This window comes from Mesorhizobium sp. M7A.F.Ca.CA.002.15.2.1 (genome assembly GCF_003998715.1).
GTDB classification, from domain to species: Bacteria; Pseudomonadota; Alphaproteobacteria; order Rhizobiales; family Rhizobiaceae; genus Mesorhizobium; species Mesorhizobium ciceri.
The window spans coordinates 1-18,755 of the sequence record NZ_RZPI01000032.1; the positions used below are offsets into that span (position 1 = coordinate 1).

Annotated in this window: 16 protein-coding genes; 7 read left to right on the forward strand and 9 right to left on the reverse strand. The window is 59.1% G+C overall.

Annotated elements, in window-relative coordinates; translation table 11 throughout:
- A partial coding sequence (locus ENZ74_RS34345; RefSeq protein ID WP_164760946.1) for a hypothetical protein occupies nt 1-280 on the forward strand: 280 nt, incomplete at its 5' end.
- Here the strand turns inward: ENZ74_RS34345 and ENZ74_RS03820 are convergent.
- Genes ENZ74_RS03820 through ENZ74_RS03845 form a run of 6 tightly spaced genes read right to left on the reverse strand, consistent with a single transcriptional unit; the run spans nt 266 to nt 8,635 of the window.
- Nucleotides 266-961 (reverse strand): class I SAM-dependent methyltransferase, encoded by a 696-nt coding sequence (locus ENZ74_RS03820; protein WP_013532722.1) that lies wholly within the window; start codon nt 959-961, stop codon nt 266-268. The two genes, ENZ74_RS34345 and ENZ74_RS03820, sit on opposite strands and share 15 nt — an antisense overlap.
- A 32-nt stretch (nt 962-993) precedes the next feature.
- On the reverse strand, nt 994-2,445 hold the full coding sequence (locus ENZ74_RS03825; protein WP_013532721.1) for an ABC transporter ATP-binding protein: 1,452 nt from the start codon (nt 2,443-2,445) through the stop codon (nt 994-996).
- Nucleotides 2,435-3,229, reverse strand: coding sequence for an ABC transporter permease (locus ENZ74_RS03830; RefSeq protein WP_013532720.1), 795 nt, complete (start codon nt 3,227-3,229; stop codon nt 2,435-2,437). Before ENZ74_RS03830 ends, ENZ74_RS03825 begins: the two co-directional genes overlap by 11 nt.
- The gene (locus ENZ74_RS03835; protein ID WP_013532719.1) at nt 3,226-6,036 is read right to left on the reverse strand and encodes a glycoside hydrolase family 99-like domain-containing protein; all 2,811 of its coding nucleotides are present in this window, start codon (nt 6,034-6,036) and stop codon (nt 3,226-3,228) included. Before ENZ74_RS03835 ends, ENZ74_RS03830 begins: the two co-directional genes overlap by 4 nt.
- Nucleotides 6,036-6,920, reverse strand: a complete 885-nt coding sequence (locus ENZ74_RS03840) for a class I SAM-dependent methyltransferase (RefSeq protein ID WP_013532718.1) — start codon at nt 6,918-6,920, stop codon at nt 6,036-6,038. The genes ENZ74_RS03835 and ENZ74_RS03840 overlap by 1 nt, the downstream gene beginning before the upstream one ends.
- The gene (locus tag ENZ74_RS03845) at nt 6,917-8,635 is read right to left on the reverse strand and encodes a sulfotransferase family protein (protein WP_013532717.1); all 1,719 of its coding nucleotides are present in this window, start codon (nt 8,633-8,635) and stop codon (nt 6,917-6,919) included. The genes ENZ74_RS03840 and ENZ74_RS03845 overlap by 4 nt, the downstream gene beginning before the upstream one ends.
- A gap of 565 nt (nt 8,636-9,200) precedes the next feature.
- Between ENZ74_RS03845 and ENZ74_RS03850 the strand changes: the two genes are divergently transcribed.
- The 3 genes from ENZ74_RS03850 (at nt 9,201) to ENZ74_RS03860 (ending at nt 12,874) form a co-directional block, all read left to right on the forward strand.
- A complete protein-coding gene (locus tag ENZ74_RS03850) occupies nt 9,201-11,186 on the forward strand; it encodes a nucleoside-diphosphate sugar epimerase/dehydratase (protein ID WP_063167692.1) in 1,986 nt (661 codons plus the stop codon).
- 93 nt (nt 11,187-11,279) lie between these two features.
- Nucleotides 11,280-12,215 (forward strand): glycosyltransferase family 2 protein, encoded by a 936-nt coding sequence (locus ENZ74_RS03855; RefSeq protein WP_013532715.1) that lies wholly within the window; start codon nt 11,280-11,282, stop codon nt 12,213-12,215.
- A 122-nt stretch (nt 12,216-12,337) separates the two neighbouring features.
- Nucleotides 12,338-12,874 (forward strand): sugar transferase, encoded by a 537-nt coding sequence (locus ENZ74_RS03860; protein WP_013532714.1) that lies wholly within the window; start codon nt 12,338-12,340, stop codon nt 12,872-12,874.
- A 35-nt stretch (nt 12,875-12,909) separates the two neighbouring features.
- Here the strand turns inward: ENZ74_RS03860 and ENZ74_RS03865 are convergent, their stop codons facing one another.
- The 3 genes from ENZ74_RS03865 to ENZ74_RS03875 are packed head-to-tail and all read right to left on the reverse strand — an operon-like array spanning nt 12,910 to nt 15,625.
- On the reverse strand, nt 12,910-13,845 hold the full coding sequence (locus tag ENZ74_RS03865; RefSeq protein WP_013532713.1) for an NAD-dependent epimerase/dehydratase family protein: 936 nt from the start codon (nt 13,843-13,845) through the stop codon (nt 12,910-12,912).
- The gene (locus tag ENZ74_RS03870) at nt 13,842-15,140 is read right to left on the reverse strand and encodes an O-antigen ligase (protein WP_013532712.1); all 1,299 of its coding nucleotides are present in this window, start codon (nt 15,138-15,140) and stop codon (nt 13,842-13,844) included. Before ENZ74_RS03870 ends, ENZ74_RS03865 begins: the two co-directional genes overlap by 4 nt.
- Nucleotides 15,137-15,625 (reverse strand): hypothetical protein, encoded by a 489-nt coding sequence (locus tag ENZ74_RS03875; protein ID WP_127224166.1) that lies wholly within the window; start codon nt 15,623-15,625, stop codon nt 15,137-15,139. Before ENZ74_RS03875 ends, ENZ74_RS03870 begins: the two co-directional genes overlap by 4 nt.
- Here ENZ74_RS03875 and cysD point away from each other — a divergent pair.
- The 3 genes from cysD to ENZ74_RS03890 form a co-directional block, all read left to right on the forward strand.
- On the forward strand, nt 15,624-16,529 hold the full coding sequence (gene cysD / locus ENZ74_RS03880; protein ID WP_013532711.1) for a sulfate adenylyltransferase subunit CysD: 906 nt from the start codon (nt 15,624-15,626) through the stop codon (nt 16,527-16,529). The two genes, ENZ74_RS03875 and cysD, sit on opposite strands and share 2 nt — an antisense overlap.
- Before the next feature lie 2 nt (nt 16,530-16,531).
- A complete protein-coding gene (gene cysN / locus ENZ74_RS03885; RefSeq protein ID WP_024503688.1) occupies nt 16,532-18,469 on the forward strand; it encodes a sulfate adenylyltransferase subunit CysN in 1,938 nt (645 codons plus the stop codon).
- 10 nt (nt 18,470-18,479) lie between these two features.
- Nucleotides 18,480-18,755: inositol monophosphatase family protein (locus tag ENZ74_RS03890; protein WP_281059698.1), on the forward strand; the 276-nt coding region annotated here is incomplete at its 3' end.

Here is an 18,755-nt window from a genome sequence, read left to right on the forward strand (position 1 = left end):
CGTTGGGCTGGTGGAGAATTTCGAGGCCGACAACGCCTCAATCTTCGCCGCGCTTGGCGATACATCGTCGAACGTTTTCCGGATCAACGCAGCGCCGGTCCGAACGATGCGAGAAGAACTGCCGTCATCGACCCTGGACCTGTTGGCGACGTTGACCGAGATCGATCAGCAACTCTACGGCTGGGCGGTCCGATGGCGGGCGTCAGCGTATCAAACCCATAGAGATGGTACTGCGGCGGTTGCCGAATACGGGGCACGGCGTGCGTCACGCCGTGGCTAGCACGAAGCAGCGCTGGCTTCGAGGATGATCGAAGCGAACTTCTCTTTCGATGTGCCAGCCTGTCGATCCCGCCATAAACTCAATGTCGGCGACCTTATAATGATACGGGTCCGCGTCACCGTAAGTGGTTATGCCGCCTCTCGGATGTGAGATAGGCCGCCACAATGGCAGGCCATCATCACACACAAAAAAAGTCGCGAACAACCTACCGTCAGTCGCCATTGTCGGCCGAAGCTTCTCAAGGCAAGTTCGAATGAGGTTGATTGGCAGGTGCGTGAACAGCGACAAGGCCAAGGCGTAGTCGAACGTGGTACCCAATTTGCCAACGTCAAAATCACCGGTCACCAGCAGATTGGCCCGCGGCACTTTGTTGGCCAGTCCCAACGGCGCCAGTTCCCTGTCGTATCCGGCGTCCATGATGCTAGCATTTATGTCCGCGCCGAAATAATTACCCGCGTCAAGATAATTGGCGAAGTGGACCCCGCCCCGGAAACTGCCGCAGCCAAGGTCAATCAGCCTGTGACGGGGCTGCAGGCCATTATCGACCAGCAAGTCGAATTGCAAGCGGCCGATTTCATCCCACATTCCACCGATGATCTGGCGATGGTCGCCTGACTCCATCGCTCGGGCGATGGCGTCCGTGCGATGATAAGCGCTTGGAAGTCTTTGATCGTTGGTCATCGAACGGTGCCCCGAATGGATGCGGAACAAATTCAGGCGGCTGCAATCTTGCGAACTAGGGGCGTGTCCGAGGTCAAATCAGCGGGGGTCAACTTGAAGGTCATTCCCAGGCTGAAGAAGCCGTAGTCAATCTCATCCGGGGCCGGCATAACCTTGAAGATCACGGCATCAAGTATGCGATGAAGGTATTGTCTTTCAAAATTTGCATTCCCCATCGCTCCAACGTTGATGAAATAAACTCCGGCCCGTAGCAGGCACTTAAACTCAAAGTTGACCTGCACAGACTCGCCTACCCCTAAGCTCTTCAGCCGAAGATCCGGCACCCGATCAGTATTTCCCCCACACAGTTCCACACCGTAAGGGGATTTGAACAGGGTGCCAAACGCGAGATCGTCGACGTCCGTGGTTGCAGTGAAGGTATATTGCACCGCGTAGACACAGCCTTGGGTCAGCACGTTGACCATTTCCCCACCGGTGTTGACAATCCGCACGTCGGCAATGCGCCCACCAGTCTCTTCATAGGGCGTGATGGTCTGGCTGGTAAGCGCAGGGTCCCAAAAACCATCATCAACGATCTCCGACTGTTCGGGTCTCTGCGTCGGCAACTTCGTCGCTGGTGCATGATTGCCAATCACCGGCGGGCCGTCCGAATCGCTAGTGCCGGCAAGCGTCTTGATCTCTTCACGCACTTGTCTGGCCTCTTCGCCACGAAGATTGACAAGCCGCTGATATTGGCTGGCCACCCGCTTGGGTGTGCCCTCCAATATCTTCTCGCCGCCATCGATGAGAATTGCGCTGGTACACAATTGAATGATCGTCTGGGCGCCATGCGAGGTAAACAGGATAGTAGCTCCGGCGTCCTTGATCTGCTCGATGCGGGCCATGCATTTGCGCTGGAACGCCTCATCGCCCACCCCAAGCGCTTCGTCGACGACCAGGATGTCGGGATCGACATTGATCGCGGTAGCGAAGGCAAGTCGCATATACATGCCGGACGAATAGGTCTTGACGGGCTGATCGATGAAGTCGCCGATCTCCGCAAATCTTTCGATCTGCTCGAAACGCCAGGCCATCTCCTCCCGTGGGACGCCGAGAATGGAGGCATTGAGGTGGACATTCTCACGCCCGGTGAATTCGCGATTGAAGCCGGCACCGAGTTCAAGCAAGGCCGCGATCCGGCCGTTGACTTCAACCGTACCGCTGGTCGGTGGAAGCGTTCCGCAGATCACTTGCAGCAGCGTGGATTTTCCCGATCCATTACGGCCAATGATGCCAATCACTTGGCCGTGGCCGAGTTCGAAGGAGATGTCGTTGAGAGCCGCGAAGTCCTTGTAATAGCGGCGGGGTTGCATGCCCACTAAACGTTCCAATCGCGGCACGATCATCTGCTTGAAGCGGTCTTCCGGCCGCTCGAACATCGTGTATCGCTTGGTGACGTTGCGAACCTTGATCGCAAAGGGCCGGCTATCGCGCTCAGATGACATCGGCAAATCCCCCTCGTGTCTTCTCGAAGAACAGCCTGCCTAGCAGCGCGACGATCAAGGCAACGCAGAAATAGGCGGCCAGCGCCCACCATGAAGGCAGGGTATCCATGAGGACGACGGCACGGAAATTTTCGATCGGCACCGTCAGCGGGTTTAAAACCACCCAGGGCCGAAGCCATTCCGGCATCGATGTTCGGGGCGTGAACATGGGCGAGAGAAACATGGACGCCGTCAGAACCGGACCGATCATCTGGCTGATGTCGCGAAAATAGACCCCCAGAGAGGCCAAGACCCACGCAATTCCCTGCACCAGCAGGACGAAAGGAACAATCGTAAGGGGAGCGAGCAAGATATAGAGCGACAGGCTTCCGGTTATGATCAGGGTAAAGACCAGCAGCACGGCCAGACTGATTCCGAGTTGCACCATCGCGGAACCGGTGACCACCGCCGGCAGAATTTCGATCGGAAAGACGATCTTTTTCACGAAGGTCGCGTTGTTCAATATAGCCCCCGTCGATTTGGACAGAACCTCGGCATAGAAGTTGAAAAACATGAGGCCACAAAACAGGGCAAGCGCAAAGAATCCGACGGAGTGGTTCTGGTTGGCACCTGCGGCGGCCCATTTGACGCCGAACACGGAGCCAAACATCAGGGTGAAAACGGAAAGGGTGAGCAACGGCGTTAACAGCGCCCAACCAATCCCGAAAAACGAACCCTTGAACCTGCTGCTCACGTCCCTGCGAACAAGATTGGACAAGACCTGAAAATCGCGCTGACTAATCATCGGGTGGCCTTGTGTAGCTCTTTTATCGCCTGATCGATGTGGTCCATGGCCACTTCAACGTCAACCGTGGACTGCATGGCATAGGTCTTTGGCTGCCACGTTTCAGATGATCCATTAGAGTCACATAATATGACATTGTAGTCGAACTTCTTCAGGGCACAGATACGGCTGATCCATAATTCGACTACTCCGCCGCCGGCACCCCAGAAATTGATCCAGGCGTCGGGCATCAAGTCGAAAACCACCGTTCCCGCCTTCGACCATATCAGGTTGGCAAAGGCGGACCCATGCGCTCCGACGATAATTTCGGCATCTGTGAAAAGGTCGATCTGGTCCGAATAAGCCAGCACGGCCGGATCGATGACCTTGAAACCACGCTTGACCAGCGCAGCCTGAAGCGCGGCTTCGTTGGCTATCGTCCTACCGGAATTTGTGGTTTCGCTTGAACGCCCGAGATATATCCGTCTGGCACGATAGTCTTGAACCGCCGGGGGAAGCACGAGCGTTCGCGACATCAGATCGGCTGTTTCCGGATGCGGGAAGAACGTGGTGAACGTGGTCAGAGCATTGGAGACAATGGCCGAACGGAACTTGTAGACAGCGGTGCTGGCCGCGTCGAGGATAAGAAAATGGTGTGGAAGGAAGCCCCAGACCGACAGCATCCTGATCAACCATTTTGGCGCTTTCGTCGACAGGACAACACGCAACCGCTCAGCAATGATCTCATCACGAAACGCCAACAATTGTGGAACCATATCAAAGACCACATGGCCGAACGCTTGGGAGTAGTGCATGGGAATGATCACGTCCGCATCGATCTCGGTCGCTGTTTCAGCCTTCAGATGCGCGCCTGCATCGTCTTCCACCAAATATTCAAGCTCTGTCACTTGCGACCTGACATAGCGGTAGATGCGCATCGTTTCGGCGATGACCTGGTTGTTCCGGGTGACGAGAGCCACGGCGATCGGATGCGCCACACAATTGTGAAACCGACCGAACCGCAATGGCGCTGCCTCATAGGGAACCGTCTTCAGCATGCGAGCGAATTCGTCGCCATTGACCACGCCTTTCGCGACGTGCAGTCGCGGAGCTAGTTCAGCCTCGACGTTGCAGGGAGAGAACGCGGTCCAAATGCAATCCTCGTTCGAAGTGAGCATTTCTTGTTTGCTCGACGCCACCCTGCCAATGGATTCGAGCGAAACCTCCTGGACATCGTGCCCTTCCAACTGGTGACGACTAGAGGCCATCGCAACCTGGTCCGGGAGATCAGCGATTACTTTTTTTTTTTGCGCCGGCTCGGTTGCAGAGGACGGATTAACCACGCGTTTCGCGGCACGATAGGCAAAGCGGACGGCCTTGAACATCATTGGCCTGTCGTAAAGCCGGTGCGCCACCCTGAACTTCAGGGGCACCTTGATCGAACCGGGTTCAGGCATCGTCAGGACCGCCGGGCTCGTCGTCGTCAGCTTCGGCTGAGGTTGCTCAACCGCTTGGGCGTCCCGCGCCTTTTGAATGCTTCTCGCCGCAGTTTCCGTGATTTCGCGCTGCGGCTCAGGAGCGGTTTCATTCCCGGACTGCAAGCGGCTGGCTTCCTGCTTGAGCAAAGTCACCTTGCCATCGAGGTCAGCGACTTCCCGGATTTTTGCGGCACGGAGCTTTGCGATTTCGGCGTCCCTGGCTTCCTCGGGGATCGCCGCTAATTGCTGCCTGAGTTCGAACCGCACGCGTTCCGGCGCAACGTCGTAAATATCGTCAACCATCGACATGCCATTTTTCACGCGAAGCGTGGCCTCCAGGAACCCCCGGCCGTGTCTCCGGTCTGGTTCGAGATAGCATCCCTCGGCCCATTCGTTCCAAGCATTGATGAAGACCAGTTGATCGCCTTCCGCGCGATTGGCGCGCGTCAGCGAACTCGATCCCCGCAGCCAGCGCTCATAATTTGCAACGGTGGAGCCAAGAACGATCAATGAGCGATTCTTTACCCGGGCCGTATTGTCCCAATCGGGGAAAACGGTTCGATAGATCCGCTTGCGGCTATGGTCCCTCGATAGGAAATCGCGCGCAACGTTGGCATATTCGACCGGGTAGCCTTCGAATGGCTTATAGGTCGGCACGATCTCCTTCACACCATGGAATTTCATGTTGTGCGGCGGGAACTCGACGCCTGCGTCGAACTCATACTGCTCGTAGTCGTTATTGCCGTGAACGAGCGCGTTCACGATGTGAATTTCGCCGATACCCATCTTGCGGCAATGCTCCCGCCAGCGCTTACCTGCGGCCTTGGCGTCAGGAAGATGCTGCGGCCGGTAGACGACCAGCAACGGCTTGCCATCGACCCGCAGATAGCGGGGATCCTTGAAATAGGGAAAGAGGCTTTCGATGAAGCGCAACTCCCAATCCGGACCATAGGTCTGCGCGATTAGAACCTCGTGCTCGGCGGCGTCCCATCGGCGGGTCCAGTTTTCGTTCGCCCAGCACAGGCAGAAGCCCATGTCGATGCTCTTGTCGGTCAGGAAAGCATCGACCGGCTTCTCCATCAGCCGGTGGCCGTCGAACCAGTAGTAGTGAAAGCAGAAAGCGTCGATCCCGTGCTCCCTAGCGACCTCGGCCTGATCGCGGATGGTGTCCAGGACGCGAAGGTCGTAGTAGCCGAAATCGGTCGGATAGCGCGGTTGATTATGGCCATCGTAGAGCGGCTCCGCCTTCGCAACGTTGGTCCATTCGGTGAACCCTTTGCCCCACCATTCATCGTTCTCGGGGAACGGATGGAACTGCGGCAGATAGTAGGCAACATAACGCAGCGCCATTATCGCATGCTCAGGATCGACTTCACGATGCGACGGCCGGTCGGGCCGAGCATGCGGCCAACCATCGTTCTGAACGTCGGTCGCTGCTGTGGCGAATAGTGTGGCGGCGGGACAAACGGCAAATTCGAAACAGGCTTGCCGATTTTCGGGGGCGCGCGATCGAGCAGGACAAACTCATTCTTCGGCGAGTTCGCCAGTTCTGCCTTCACGACCGTCTGATAGATCTGCGAATAGGCGCCGAGTTCCAAAGCTGCCCGGACTTGTTCGGGCGTTTTCTTCCAGTTCTCGGCGAACTCTGTCATCTCGGGCGTCCGCACGACAAAGAGCGCGTCGACGATCTTCAGATTGGCTTGGCGGAAGAGGTGCTGAAGGTTCTTGGCGCCAAAGAAGCGGATATGTGTGCGATCGAGAAGGCCCCAGTCCCGGTAGTCGACATTGTCATCAAGCATCATCGCCATCATTGCGGCATGATTGGCGTTGGGGATCGACGAGACCACGCTGCCGCCAGGCCGCAGATAGCGGGTGACCTCCCTCAATGTCTCCCAGGGATTGACCAGATGCTCGAGCACATCCGCGATGACGACGGCATCGAAGCGTCGCTCACCGAAGACCTCGCCCCATCCTGGCGTGTTGAGATCGCCCTGGACCGCGTCGACGCAAAAGCTCTTCAGGATCGGAATGCAGTTCGGATCATATTCGAGCGCGGTAACCCGACAGCCGTTCAGAGCTATCAGTGGCTTGGCGATCGACCCCGGTCCGGCGCCGATTTCGAGGACATCCTTATCCCTGCCGACTAACCGCAACACATTTGCCGCAGCCGTGTCCGAATTCGGGTCGACATCGAAAACGTAGATATCTGCTGATGTCTTCTGTTTTGCGCTCACTTATCCGTGCCTCGTGTGTCTGCGCCAATCTTTCGGATCGGCAAAGCAAGCTTTGACAATGCTTTCGCAACTTTCCACGATTTGCTCTCGTGGATAAGCGTTAGCTCGCGCGCCGCTGCCTGAAGGCTTTCCGTCACGGCCGCCAATTGGCCTCTCAGGGCCGAAACGTCAAGGCCCTGCTTGTCGTACTGCTCGGTGAGCGATCCTAAATCCGCTTGGAGAGCTGACATCTGGCTGACATGCTTTGCGATTTCCTGTCTCGCATCTGTGAGTTGTGCCGAGCGCGTTGAGAGCTCGGCATTCAAGCTCGCGATCTCATCGATTCTCGTGGCCAACTCGCTTGACTTGGCGGCGATCTCCAATCGCAGTTGTTCTGCTTGGTCCCTCAGGGTCGAAACGTCCAGGCCCCGGCTGTCGTACTGCTCGGTGAGCGATCTCAAATCTGCCTGGAGAGCTGACATCTGGCTGACATACCTTGCGATTTCCTGTCTCGAATCTGCGAGTTGCGCCGAGCGCGTTGAGAGTTCGGCATTCAAGCTCGCAATCTCACCGATCCTTGTGGCCAACTCGGTGGCCAACTCGCTTGACTTCAGTCGCTCTGCTCTTATCTCACCCTCGACCGCCTGCCCTTCCATTGGGTTCTGGTCCTCAACCATCGCTACGATCTTTGATTTCAACGCATCGCGTTCCGCGCTAAGTTGATCGACTTGAGACATCAGCGCCCGGACATTGCCGACCAGTCTTAACTCTGTGGCGGCGTAATCGGTTGTCGGCGCGAGGCGCGCCTTGGTCTCACGCGCCAGCAATTCGGCAAACATGACTTGGCCAGCCGGCAGCCAACTGTCCTCAAATTCGTCATAGATTGCATCGAGTTCGGCGGTCGCTGCTGGCGAAGACGCGTCTTCCTCGAGGTCGAGCATGGCAACATAGGCTCGCTTGACCAGATCCGGCACGCCATCATTAGCCATGAGCAAGTCGACGCTCGCCAGATGGTGCTGGTGATCAGTCGACAGATAAGCTGCAATTTCTTTCTCGACAGAGCTAATCTTGCGCGGCCATTCGATCGAAAATCGTTCTGAGATCTTCTCCAGGGCAGGCCCGAAATCTCGAACCATCGACTCGTACGACAAGAAGACACGAGGTGAATTCCTAGTGCTTCTCTCGGAGGCCAGAACGTAGTTCAGCCAAACGAGGGAGGCGAATCCCAGATCCATTCCGTCGCGCTTTGCCAGCGATTTGGCGACCGACAGTGGATTGCGAGTGATCGTTACATAGTCAGTCTTGTACCTGAGCGATGTAAGCAGTTGCTGATAGATCGGCACAATGCGCGAAATCCGCGGCTCCTTGAGCACGATCGTTGGCATGCCGCCATATTCGCCATCGAGTAGGCGAGCGATCTCGTCGTGGTAGAATCTTAACCGGCTTGCCGACAGTTCCTCGACCCGGACCGGCCTCCAATCGTCCCACCGGCTACCAAGTTCGAGCAAGAGCTGCTCGTTCAGCAGGGCCAGATGCAATGGTTCCCAATAACCTGTCCGGTTGCTTTCGTCGGCGGGAATCAAGTTCTTTGGTGGAGCAACACCCAGCAGTTGAAGCACGCCGGCCAACGCGCTGGTGCCGGACCGATGCATGCCAAGAACCATCAAGCAGGTGCGCTCGCCCTGGCTTTCTCGCTTTAACTTCGAACTCTTCATTGTCGTCGCGGCAACAGCCATAATTGTATCCCATGGATGGGCAAGCCACAGAGCTGGCTTCTGCGATCATGAGCCTTGCCTGTACTCTACGCCGGTTTTGGAAGCTGCAACCGAGTCATTACGTCTCTGAAGGCCGTCCCAGTATGGAAATGGCCAGCGTGCCATCATGTCGCGACATGTTATGACTATAATGTGGCGCGCCCGCGCCCCACCTCTGGTAGCTTTGTCCTCTGCACGCACTCGACCCGCAAACTTGGCCTTCATAGCCATTTCGACCAGTTGCGTCGTAGCGAGGTCGAGAGCAGAGTCAATTGCGGCAAAACCGAAACAACGCTGACGCGGCGGCAGTGTCCAAATCGCAACGCACCGATCGGACTCCACCGATCCAGTAACAGGGCGTCAAGCTTACTCGTATTCACGCTCTTGTCCGAAAAAACCTCTGGCTATGCCCTCGCACCCGCAGTATGCGATACAGGACGGCGGGGGTCGGGGATGGCACGTGGGTAAGGTGATTGATCGCGAAGTATCTTCGTGTTCGCACTTCGCTGGTGTCGATGCCCTTGAGCCTGGAGTCTAGTGCCGTCCAATGAATTCCCATCTAGAAGCTGTGTTCGGGCTCAGGCCACAGATGCGGCGCGCCTTCATCATGGTCCAGGACGTGGTCATGGTCCTGGTCGCCGTGGCACTCAGCCTTATTCTTTCGCGGTCGAATCTTTCGTTCGAAGCGTTCTCCAACGAGGGTCTGGCGACATGGGCGGGCATCGTCGTCATCAGCCATTTGTTGTTCCGCTACAGTGGCCTTTACACCACTGTCTGGCGCTTCGCCTCGACGCCGGACTTTTTCAACATCCTGAAGAGCTGCGCGATTTTGACGTTCACTCTTTACATGGCGTCGCTGCTGCTGCGTTTTTACCGGCCGGTGGCGGGGCTCAACGAGCGTCAGTTCATCGTCTTCTTCCTCGTCTCCTTCACCATCATATCGGCACCCCGGCTGTTCTACCGCTTCCTGCGTGACGGCGCGAGCTGGGGGATTCTGAGCCGCAAGACCGACCAGCAGGCCAAGCGCGCTCTGTTTGTCGGCCGGCTCGGCGAGGCCGACCTGATCATTCGCTTCACGCGCACGGCGCAACCGGCGGACTATTCCATCGCAGGCATCATGGCCACCGAGCGCGGCGCACCGTTGGGCACGCGGATTCAAGGTGTTCCCGTGGTGGCGACAATGCCGCGCCTGATCGATGTCCTGGAAGACTATGCGACCGGCACCAAGAGCCTGGACTTGCTGATTTTCGGCAGCGGCGCCGAGCACGAAATCGAGGACTATTCGGAACTTGTGCGCATTGCCCGGCACGGCGACATAAATGTGGTGCAGTTCTCAGGCCTTTCGGAGTTGGAACAGCACGGAAAGCTGGTTCTCGACACCGTCGAGATGGAAACGATCCTGCGCCGGCCGACGGTCGCGTCCGATATCCAGCGTATCGGCGCCTTTGTCGGCGGCAAACGCGTTCTGGTGACCGGCGGTGCCGGTTCTATCGGTCAGACGCTGGTCAGGCGGTCGCTGGAACTCGGAGCCGAGGCGGTGCTGGTCGCCGACAACTCCGAGTTCGGCATTTTCCAGCTGAGCCAGTATGTTGACGAGAAGGACCACGACCGCCTCAAGGTCCGCATCGTCGATGTCGCGGACCGGCGCCAGATAACGCGTGTCGTCACGGAATTCCGGCCGGACATCATCTTTCATGCCGCGGCCCTCAAGCATGTTCCGCTGCTCGAGGAAAACTGGGATTCGGCCATCCAGACCAATATCTTCGGAACGCTCGTCTGTGCCGAGGTCGCCGCCAAGTGCGGGGTTGCGCAATTTGTCCTGATATCGAGCGACAAGGCGGTGGATCCCTCGTCAGTGCTCGGCATGACGAAGCGGGCCGCCGAACAGATCATCAGCGCCTTGCATGGCACGCCGGCAGGCGAGACAAGCGGGCGTCGCCCGGCCACCAAGTTCATTGCAGTGCGGTTCGGCAACGTCTTCGGCAGCAATGGTTCGGTGGCGACCATATTCCAGGCGCAGATCGAGGCCGGAGGGCCCGTCACCATCACCGACCGGCGCATGACACGCTATTTCATGACCGTGGCCGAAGCCGTCGATCTCGTCATCATGTCGGCGGCCGATGCCGCGTCGCGGCAGAGCGGAGACGATTATGCCGTCTATATGCTCGACATGGGCAAGCCGGTACCGATCCTTGAAGTGGCCGAAACGATGATCCGCTTGTCCGGAAAGAGCCCATACAAGGACGTCGCGATCCGGTTCACCGGCATAAGGCCGGGTGAAAAACTCCACGAAACGCTGCATGGCGAAGACGAGGAACTCGTCGAACTCGGCATCTCGAAGATTTTCGGCCTCAGCACGGACGTCGTGGAATGGTCGGATGTCCAGGTCGCGCTCACGGCGCTGCAGCAGTCGGCGAAAAACCAGGACAAGGCTGCCGCGCTCGCCGCATTGGCAGGTCTCGACCGCGCCAAGAAGGCCAGGGCAAGTGCACGTCAAGACGCGATTCCGAAGACGGCCGGGCAGGCGACCTAGAACAATTCCGGGAAAAGCGCACGGCGCTTACCTTTGGGAATTGCGCCAAATCAAAGAGATAGATCCAATCAGAATCAGAAAGCGATCTTGCTCGTGAGCAAAGATGATCTGCGCATCGCGGTCCTGATGGGCACGAAAGACGGCGCCGCCTTCATCGAGGAGCAGCTGCAGTCCCTGCTCGAGCAGTCGCACCCTCTGGTCGACCTGTGGATATCCGACGATGGCTCCGTCGATGGCACGACCGCCATCATCGAGGCATGGAAATCCCGCTGGCGGCCCAAGTGTCGAATGACGCTCGTCGAGGGGCCGCGGCAAGGCTTCGCCGCCAATTTCCGCTCCATGATCGTCGATCGACGCATCGAGGCGGACTGCTATGCCTTCTGCGACCAGGACGATATCTGGGAGCCCGACAGGCTGGAGAGCGCTATCGACTGGATGCGGACCCAGGATGCGAAAATCCCGCTGATGTTTTGTTCGCGAACCGCGACCATGACGGAAACAGGAAGCCTTGTCGGCCATTCGCCTTTGTTTGCCCGGCCGCCAACCTTTCGCAACGCGCTTGTGCAAAGCATCGCCGGCGGCAACACCATCCTGCTCAACGCAGCGGCACGCAACCTGCTGGCCAGGGCCTGCATGCGGACCGGGTTCGTCAGCCACGACTGGTGGGCCTATCTCATCGTGACCGCCGCCGGCGGCATCGTCCGCTACGATCCGCGGCCGCTGGTGCGCTACCGGCAGCATGCGGCAAACCTGGTCGGCGCCAACGTATCCTGGAAAGCAAGGGTGTCCCGGCTTGGCCGCCTGTTTAAGGGGGAATTCGCCGGCTGGACGGACCTCAACCTTGACGGTCTTGCCGTCAATCGCGACCTCCTGACCGAGGACGCGATGGTGTGCCTCGACCTTTTCACCCGCGGGCGCGACGGCGGCCTTTTCCGCCGCTTGGCAGGCTTGCGCCGAAGCGGCGTCTATCGGCAGACCGTTTCCGGAAACCTGGGGCTCTATCTCGCCTTCGTCCTGGGGCGCATCTGAACATTGCGACGGCTGCGTGGCGCGCTTGGTCAAGAGATCGGCTCATGCTACGTCGACCGGATTGACGGCATTGGCCTGCGGCATTGCCTCGGGACTTCGGCAGGGAGCACTATCGGCCGTTCATGAAGGCAGCCAAGCAAATCTTCGATCTTGCCGGTGCGGCTCTGCTGCTGGTGGCGACATCTCCTGTCTTGGCGCTCACCGTCCTTGCCGTTCGGGCATCGTCGCCGGGCCCGGCTATTTTTTCACAGGTGCGGGTCGGCCGTGACGGTCGGCTTTTCCGCTGCCACAAGTTGCGCACGATGTATGTCGGGACGCCGTCGCTACCCTCGCATGAGGCGCCGGCGGATTCCGTGACATCGGTTGGAAAGGTCTTGCGGAAGTTCAAGCTCGATGAGCTGCCGCAATTCTGGAACGTCTTGAAGGGGGAAATGAGCCTGGTCGGGCCGCGGCCCTGCCTGCCGACCCAGACGGAATTGATCGAGTGTCGCAGGCGGCTGGGGGTTTTGGCGGCGCTGCCGGGCATAACCGGCCTGGCCCAGATCAGGGGCATCGACATGTCTAACCCGGAGCTCTTGGCGCAAACGGATGCTGCCTACCTCCGCACCGCGTCGTTCTGGCTCGATCTTCGGATCCTGTTTGGAACGCTCTACCGCTGAGCAGACCATGAAAAGATCATGGTCAAGCAAGAAAGTCAGGATCTGCTGAGCCGCGCCAGCTCGGCCAGCCGCTCAAGCGTGCCGGCTTCGGGCGTCCACCCCTGCGATACCAGCAGGGCGGGGTCGCATATTTGTGTCGCGGTCAGGCTGTCCCAGAACGCCCGCCTGCCGAGTGCGGCCACCACCGGCCGTATCAGCCCGGCCGGCATCGCCATCAGGCGCACAGGCCGCCCCAAACCTCTGCGAAAGACGGCGATGACGGCGTCGAGGGCGACCGGCGGCACATCGGCGCCGACATAGATCGGGCGAAGCAGCCCGGAATGGCTGAGCAGGTGCGACACTGCTCGCACCGCGGCCTCGGAAGACATCAGCGAACGGATTCCGGTCAAGGCACCAGTCGGCAGCGGCAGCGGCGTATCGGCAAGGCGCATCAGCGTTGCCAGATTTCCCCTCATGCCACTTCCATAGACCGGAGGCAGGCGCAACACGGCGGCGTCGGAGCGGCCATGCGACGCATAGGCGTCCAAAACCGTGATCTCGCTTTCGCGCTTCGAGCGTCCATAGGCGCATTGTGGGGCAGGAAGCGTGTCCTCGTCGATCGTTGCGCTGACGTGCGCGCCGATCACCGCCCGGATCGAGGAGAGATGAATGAAACGTCCGCTTATCTGGGCCGCCGCTGCATGCGCCAGCCTTGCGCTCAGTTCCACATTGGCCGCCTGGTAATCGGCTTCGGTTGCATTTCCCCGATCATTGTTGAGGCCAGCGCAATGGACGACGTCAGTCATATGCCGGGTCAGTTCCAGGAAGGCGGCGGCCGGCGCATCGAAGCCGGGCATCGGCACAGTCTCGTTCTCCGAACCAAGCCTCTCGGGATGGCGGGAGGCGAGGCGAAGCTCGGCACCGGCTTCGCGTAAGTGGCGCACGACAAGACGCCCGATGAAACCTGTCGCGCCCGTGACCAGAACCTTCATGGCCTTGCCCGAGACAGGTCTTGCGTGACTGGTGCAAGTGCCGGTTCGTCCAGCAAAGGAACATGACGTCCGGAGGCGAGATATGTTCCGCTCACCAGGAAGACCATCAGCACCGAGTCCAGAATGTCATGGCCGACCAGGATGCCTGTCATTCCGGCCGTCAGATAGGTGATCACCACGACGACAATCATGGTGGCGCCGAACCGCTCGTTCGGATCGCTGCTGCTTCGCAAGACCCGGGCGGCATTTCCAGCGGCAACGATAAAGATCGCTGCCAGCGTCACGGCGCCCAGAATTCCTGCTTGCACCAAGGCGGTCAGGAAGCCGTTGTGGAAATGGTTGAAGCCTGTGTCCATCGCGAACTGCTCATGAAAGCCCTGTTTGATCAGAAGCTGGGTTGCACCCACACCGTGCCCGAACAGTGGCATGTCATGGAATGCTTTGAGGCCGATCTCCCAAAGCGCAACACGTATTCCCAACGAGGTGTCGTAGTTGCCGCTAGCTCCAAGCGCACCCCAATCGGAGCGCAAAAAGTCGACCCGCCCGGATATCGCCTGGAAGCTGGAAGCGGCGATCACGACGCCGACTGCCGCCAGCAGCAGCAGCAGGCGAACGGCATTCCTGCCCCTGAGCCTGTGCCGGTTGATCAACATGACGGCTATGCCGGCAATCAGCAGTGCCAGCCAGATGGTACGCGAGCCGGAATAGATGACGGCGATCGTCCCGGCCAGTGTCGCGTAGAAGAGGGGTGTCCGGGCTTGCTCAATACTGGACAAGGCGCCAGCCACACACGTCACCACGGCAAGGCAGACGACGGTTGCGAAGACGATCGGATTTCCGGCTCCCCCCTCCGCCCTGACGCCAATCCAATATTGCTGGATGACGGCCATGAGCAGCGCGACAAAGCAGGCGGCCATGCTGGAAAGCACGACGATGCGGGCAAGCGTGGTTTTCTGCGTGTTGCTCCAGGTCGAATAGGACACGGGAAAAAACAGGAAGGTGACGAGCGGGATAAGATGCGGCGCATCCCGGACAAACGAGTTGTTGACGATGGACGCCAGGAGATTGGCGGCGCAGTAGGCATAGATCGCGACCGTCATCCAGATCATGGGCCGGTCGGCGTTGAAGCGCCTTTTCCCTAAAGCAATCAGCAGGGCGGACGAAAGGCCTCCGCAATTGAACACAAAGCTGACCACCGACCCCAGAACCGGTGGAAAAAAGAAGCAAAGGATGGAGAAGTAGTTGTTGATCCGCGAAGGCGAGAATTGCTGTGTGAGGGATGAAAGCCGGTTCAATTTTCGGGCTCGCTGTTTTCGGCAAGTGTCATGCGGCGGATCTTGTTTAGCGAAGTTGAATGCGCTCGCCTCGAAATTGCCCATGCCTCATAACGCGCTTGCCCGCTGCCGAAGCTGGTATAGCGGCCGCCCCCCGTTTTCGATAGTGTATCTGGTGGATTGCCACCGAAAATCGGCGGCAGGCGACGGTCGGCCAAGGGAAGTCGCTTGAAAGCCGTAGCCGGCCATTCAAGCAATATTTTCCCCGCGTTTTCTCGGTTGTTGAGCTTGCGGGCAGGAATTTCCGGGTTTGATGGTATCTGTGGAAAATTCATTCTCGAACCATGTGCGGCCGGGCCAGTCTTGCATTGTTCTTGACAACGGCGATCTGCTAGAACGCCGGCACGAGGAAGATTGTCCAGAAACAAGGCTCGAACCGGGCGCAAAAGCTCGATGATTTGAGGCAGGTCTTCTGTTGGAAATACGAAAGAACGCCCACGGTCCATGACAACAGCGCTTACGCATCTTCAGCGGCTTGAGGCCGAGTCCATCCATATATTCCGCGAGGTTGCGGCCGCCTTTGCCAAGCCGGTCATGCTCTATTCGGTCGGCAAGGATTCATCCGTGTTGATGCATCTGGCGATGAAGGCGTTTTATCCCGCCAAGCCGCCATTTCCCTTTCTTCACGTCGACACGACGTGGAAGTTCCGCGAGATGATCGCCTTTCGCGATCAGATGGCGCAGAAACTCGGCTTCGATCTCCTGGTTCATGTCAACGAAGACGGCGTGCGCGACAACATCAATCCGTTCGACCATGGTTCGAACACCCACACCCATGTCATGAAGACCGTGGCGCTGCGCCAGGCGCTCGACAAATACGGCTTCGACGCGGCCTTTGGCGGCGCACGTCGCGACGAGGAGAAATCGCGCGCCAAGGAGCGCATCTTTTCCTTCCGCAATGCCCAGCATGTGTGGGATCCGAAGAACCAGCGCCCCGAAATGTGGAAGATATTCAACACCCGCATCGCATCGGGTGAATCGATCCGCGTCTTTCCGCTGTCGAACTGGACCGAGCTGGATATCTGGCAGTACATCCTGCAGGAAAGTATCCCGATCGTGCCGCTCTATTTCGCCAAGGAACGGCCGGTGGTGGAACGCGACGGCATGCTGATCCTGCGGGACGACGAGCGCATGAAACTCCGCCCCGACGAGACAGTGGAGAACCGGCTCGTGCGGTTCCGCACGCTTGGCTGCTATCCGCTGACTGGCGCCATCGAATCGGAGGCCGACACGCTGGAAGCCATCGTCGGCGAAATGCTGACGGCACGGACATCCGAACGGCAGGGGCGCCTGATCGACCGCGATGAAGCCGGCTCGATGGAAAAGAAGAAGCGCGAGGGGTACTTTTGACCATGCGCCACATCATGGCAAAGAGCCTCGCCCCCACCGACGGCGTTCGCGACTATCTGGCGGCGCAGGAGAAGAAGTCGCTGCTGCGCTTCCTGACCTGCGGCTCGGTCGATGACGGCAAGTCGACGCTGATCGGGCGCCTGCTGTCCGACACCAAGCAGATTTTCGAGGACCAGCTCGCCGCGCTCGAACGCGATTCGCGCAAGCATGGCACGACGGGCGACGACATCGATTTCGCACTGCTGGTCGACGGCCTCGAGGCCGAGCGTGAGCAAGGCATCACGATCGACGTCGCCTACCGTTTCTTTGCCACGCCGAAGCGCAAATTCATCGTCGCCGACACACCTGGTCACGAGCAATACACCCGCAACATGGCCACCGGCGCCTCGACCGCCGACCTGGCGATCGTGCTGATCGATGCCCGGCAGGGTGTGCTTCGCCAGACAAGGCGACATTCGATCATCGCCTCGCTGCTCGGCATCCGCCACGTCGTGCTGGCCGTCAACAAGATCGATCTTGTCGATTTCGATCAGACGGTTTTCGACCGGATCGTCGAAGACTACGGGCAATTCTCGCGCGATCTCGGCTTCCAGACCATTGTGCCGATCCCGATGTCGGCCCGTTATGGCGATAATGTCAGCCGTCGGTCGGAAAGCATGGAATGGTATTCCGGCCCAACGCTGATCGAGCATCTCGAAACCGTGTCGGTCGACCAAGCGATGGTCGAACTGCCGTTCCGTTTCCCGGTCCAGTATGTCAATCGTCCCAATCTCGACTTTCGCGGCTTTGCCGGCACGGTCGCTTCCGGCTCGGTTGCGCCCGGCGACGAGGTCGTTGTCGCCAAGTCGGGCAAATCCTCGCGCGTCAAGCGGATCGTCTCGTATGGCGGCGATCTCGCCCAGGCGGCTGCCGGACAGGCCGTCACGCTCGTCCTCGACGACGAAGTCGAAATCTCGCGCGGCAACATGCTGGTTTCGCCTGCCGCACGGCCGCAGGTCGCCGACCAGTTCGCCGCCAACATCGTCTGGTTCGACGAGCATGCGCTGCTGCCGGGCCGCTCCTACATCCTGCGCACCGAGACCGACCAGACCAGCGCCACCGTCACCGATCTGAAATACCGGATCAACGTCAACGACTTTGCCCATGAAGCGGCCAAGTCGCTCGAAATGAACGAAGTCGGCATCTGCAACATCTCGACGCGGACGCCGATCGCCTTTGATCCCTTCGCCGAAAACCGCACAACCGGCGCCTTCATCCTGATCGACCGCATCTCCAACGCCACGGTCGGCGCCGGCATGATCCTGCACTCGCTGCGTCGTGCCGAAAACATCCATTGGCAGTCGCTCGATGTCGGCAAGCGCGTGCGCGCCGACATGAAGAACCAGCGGCCCGCCGTGTTCTGGTTCACCGGGCTGTCGGGATCCGGCAAGTCGACCATCGCCAACCTGTTCGAAAAGAAGCTGTTCGCCACCGGCCGTCATACTTATATCCTCGACGGCGACAACGTCCGTCACGGTCTCAATCGCGATCTTGGCTTTACCGATGCCGATCGCGTCGAGAACATCCGCCGCGTCGCCGAGGTGGCGCGTTTGATGGCCGATGCCGGGTTGATCGTCATTGTTTCGTTCATTTCGCCGTTCAGCGCCGAACGGCGCATGGCACGTGAATTGATGGCCGACGGAGAATTCGTCGAGGTGTTCGTCGATACGCCCTTCGAGGAATGCGCCAGGCGTGATCCGAAGGGCCTCTATGCGCGCGCGCTGAATGGCGAGATCAAGAATTTCACCGGCGTCGATTCCCCTTATGAAGCGCCGGAAACCCCGGAGATCCATCTGCAGACACTCGGCAAATCGGCCGAAGAGATGGTCGACGCCCTGGAACACTGGCTGAACGAGCGCGACATTGCCGAAGACCAATACGATAGCGGCGGCGGCATCTGACGACAGGCTGATGCTTGAAATCTTCGAGCGCCTGGCCTTGTCGGCCGGGCGCGAGGTGATGCGCGTGTTCCACGCCGGCTGTGCGGTTGACCGCAAGTCCGACGCCTCGCCGGTGACCGAGGCGGACCGCGAGAGCGAAAAGATCATTCTCGCCGGACTGCGTGCCGCATTTCCCGATATCCCCTGCGTGGCCGAGGAAGAAGCTTCCGCCGGTATCGTGCCGCCCGACCTAAATGGGGCTTTCTTCCTGATCGATCCGCTCGACGGCACCAAGGAATTCGTCAAC

Coding starts and splice junctions, on each gene's coding strand:
- ENZ74_RS03820 (WP_013532722.1), bottom strand. CDS start 961: ATGACCAACGATCAAAGACTTCCAAGCGCTTATCATCGCACGGACGCC.
- ENZ74_RS03825 (WP_013532721.1), bottom strand. CDS start 2,445: ATGTCATCTGAGCGCGATAGCCGGCCCTTTGCGATCAAGGTTCGCAAC.
- ENZ74_RS03830 (WP_013532720.1), bottom strand. CDS start 3,229: ATGATTAGTCAGCGCGATTTTCAGGTCTTGTCCAATCTTGTTCGCAGG.
- ENZ74_RS03835 (WP_013532719.1), bottom strand. CDS start 6,036: ATGGCGCTGCGTTATGTTGCCTACTATCTGCCGCAGTTCCATCCGTTC.
- ENZ74_RS03845 (WP_013532717.1), bottom strand. CDS start 8,635: ATGGCTGTTGCCGCGACGACAATGAAGAGTTCGAAGTTAAAGCGAGAA.
- ENZ74_RS03850 (WP_063167692.1), top strand. CDS start 9,201: ATGAATTCCCATCTAGAAGCTGTGTTCGGGCTCAGGCCACAGATGCGG.
- ENZ74_RS03860 (WP_013532714.1), top strand. CDS start 12,338: ATGAAGGCAGCCAAGCAAATCTTCGATCTTGCCGGTGCGGCTCTGCTG.
- ENZ74_RS03865 (WP_013532713.1), bottom strand. CDS start 13,845: ATGAAGGTTCTGGTCACGGGCGCGACAGGTTTCATCGGGCGTCTTGTC.
- cysD (WP_013532711.1), top strand. CDS start 15,624: ATGACAACAGCGCTTACGCATCTTCAGCGGCTTGAGGCCGAGTCCATC.
- ENZ74_RS03875 (WP_127224166.1), bottom strand. CDS start 15,625: ATGGACCGTGGGCGTTCTTTCGTATTTCCAACAGAAGACCTGCCTCAA.
- cysN (WP_024503688.1), top strand. CDS start 16,532: ATGCGCCACATCATGGCAAAGAGCCTCGCCCCCACCGACGGCGTTCGC.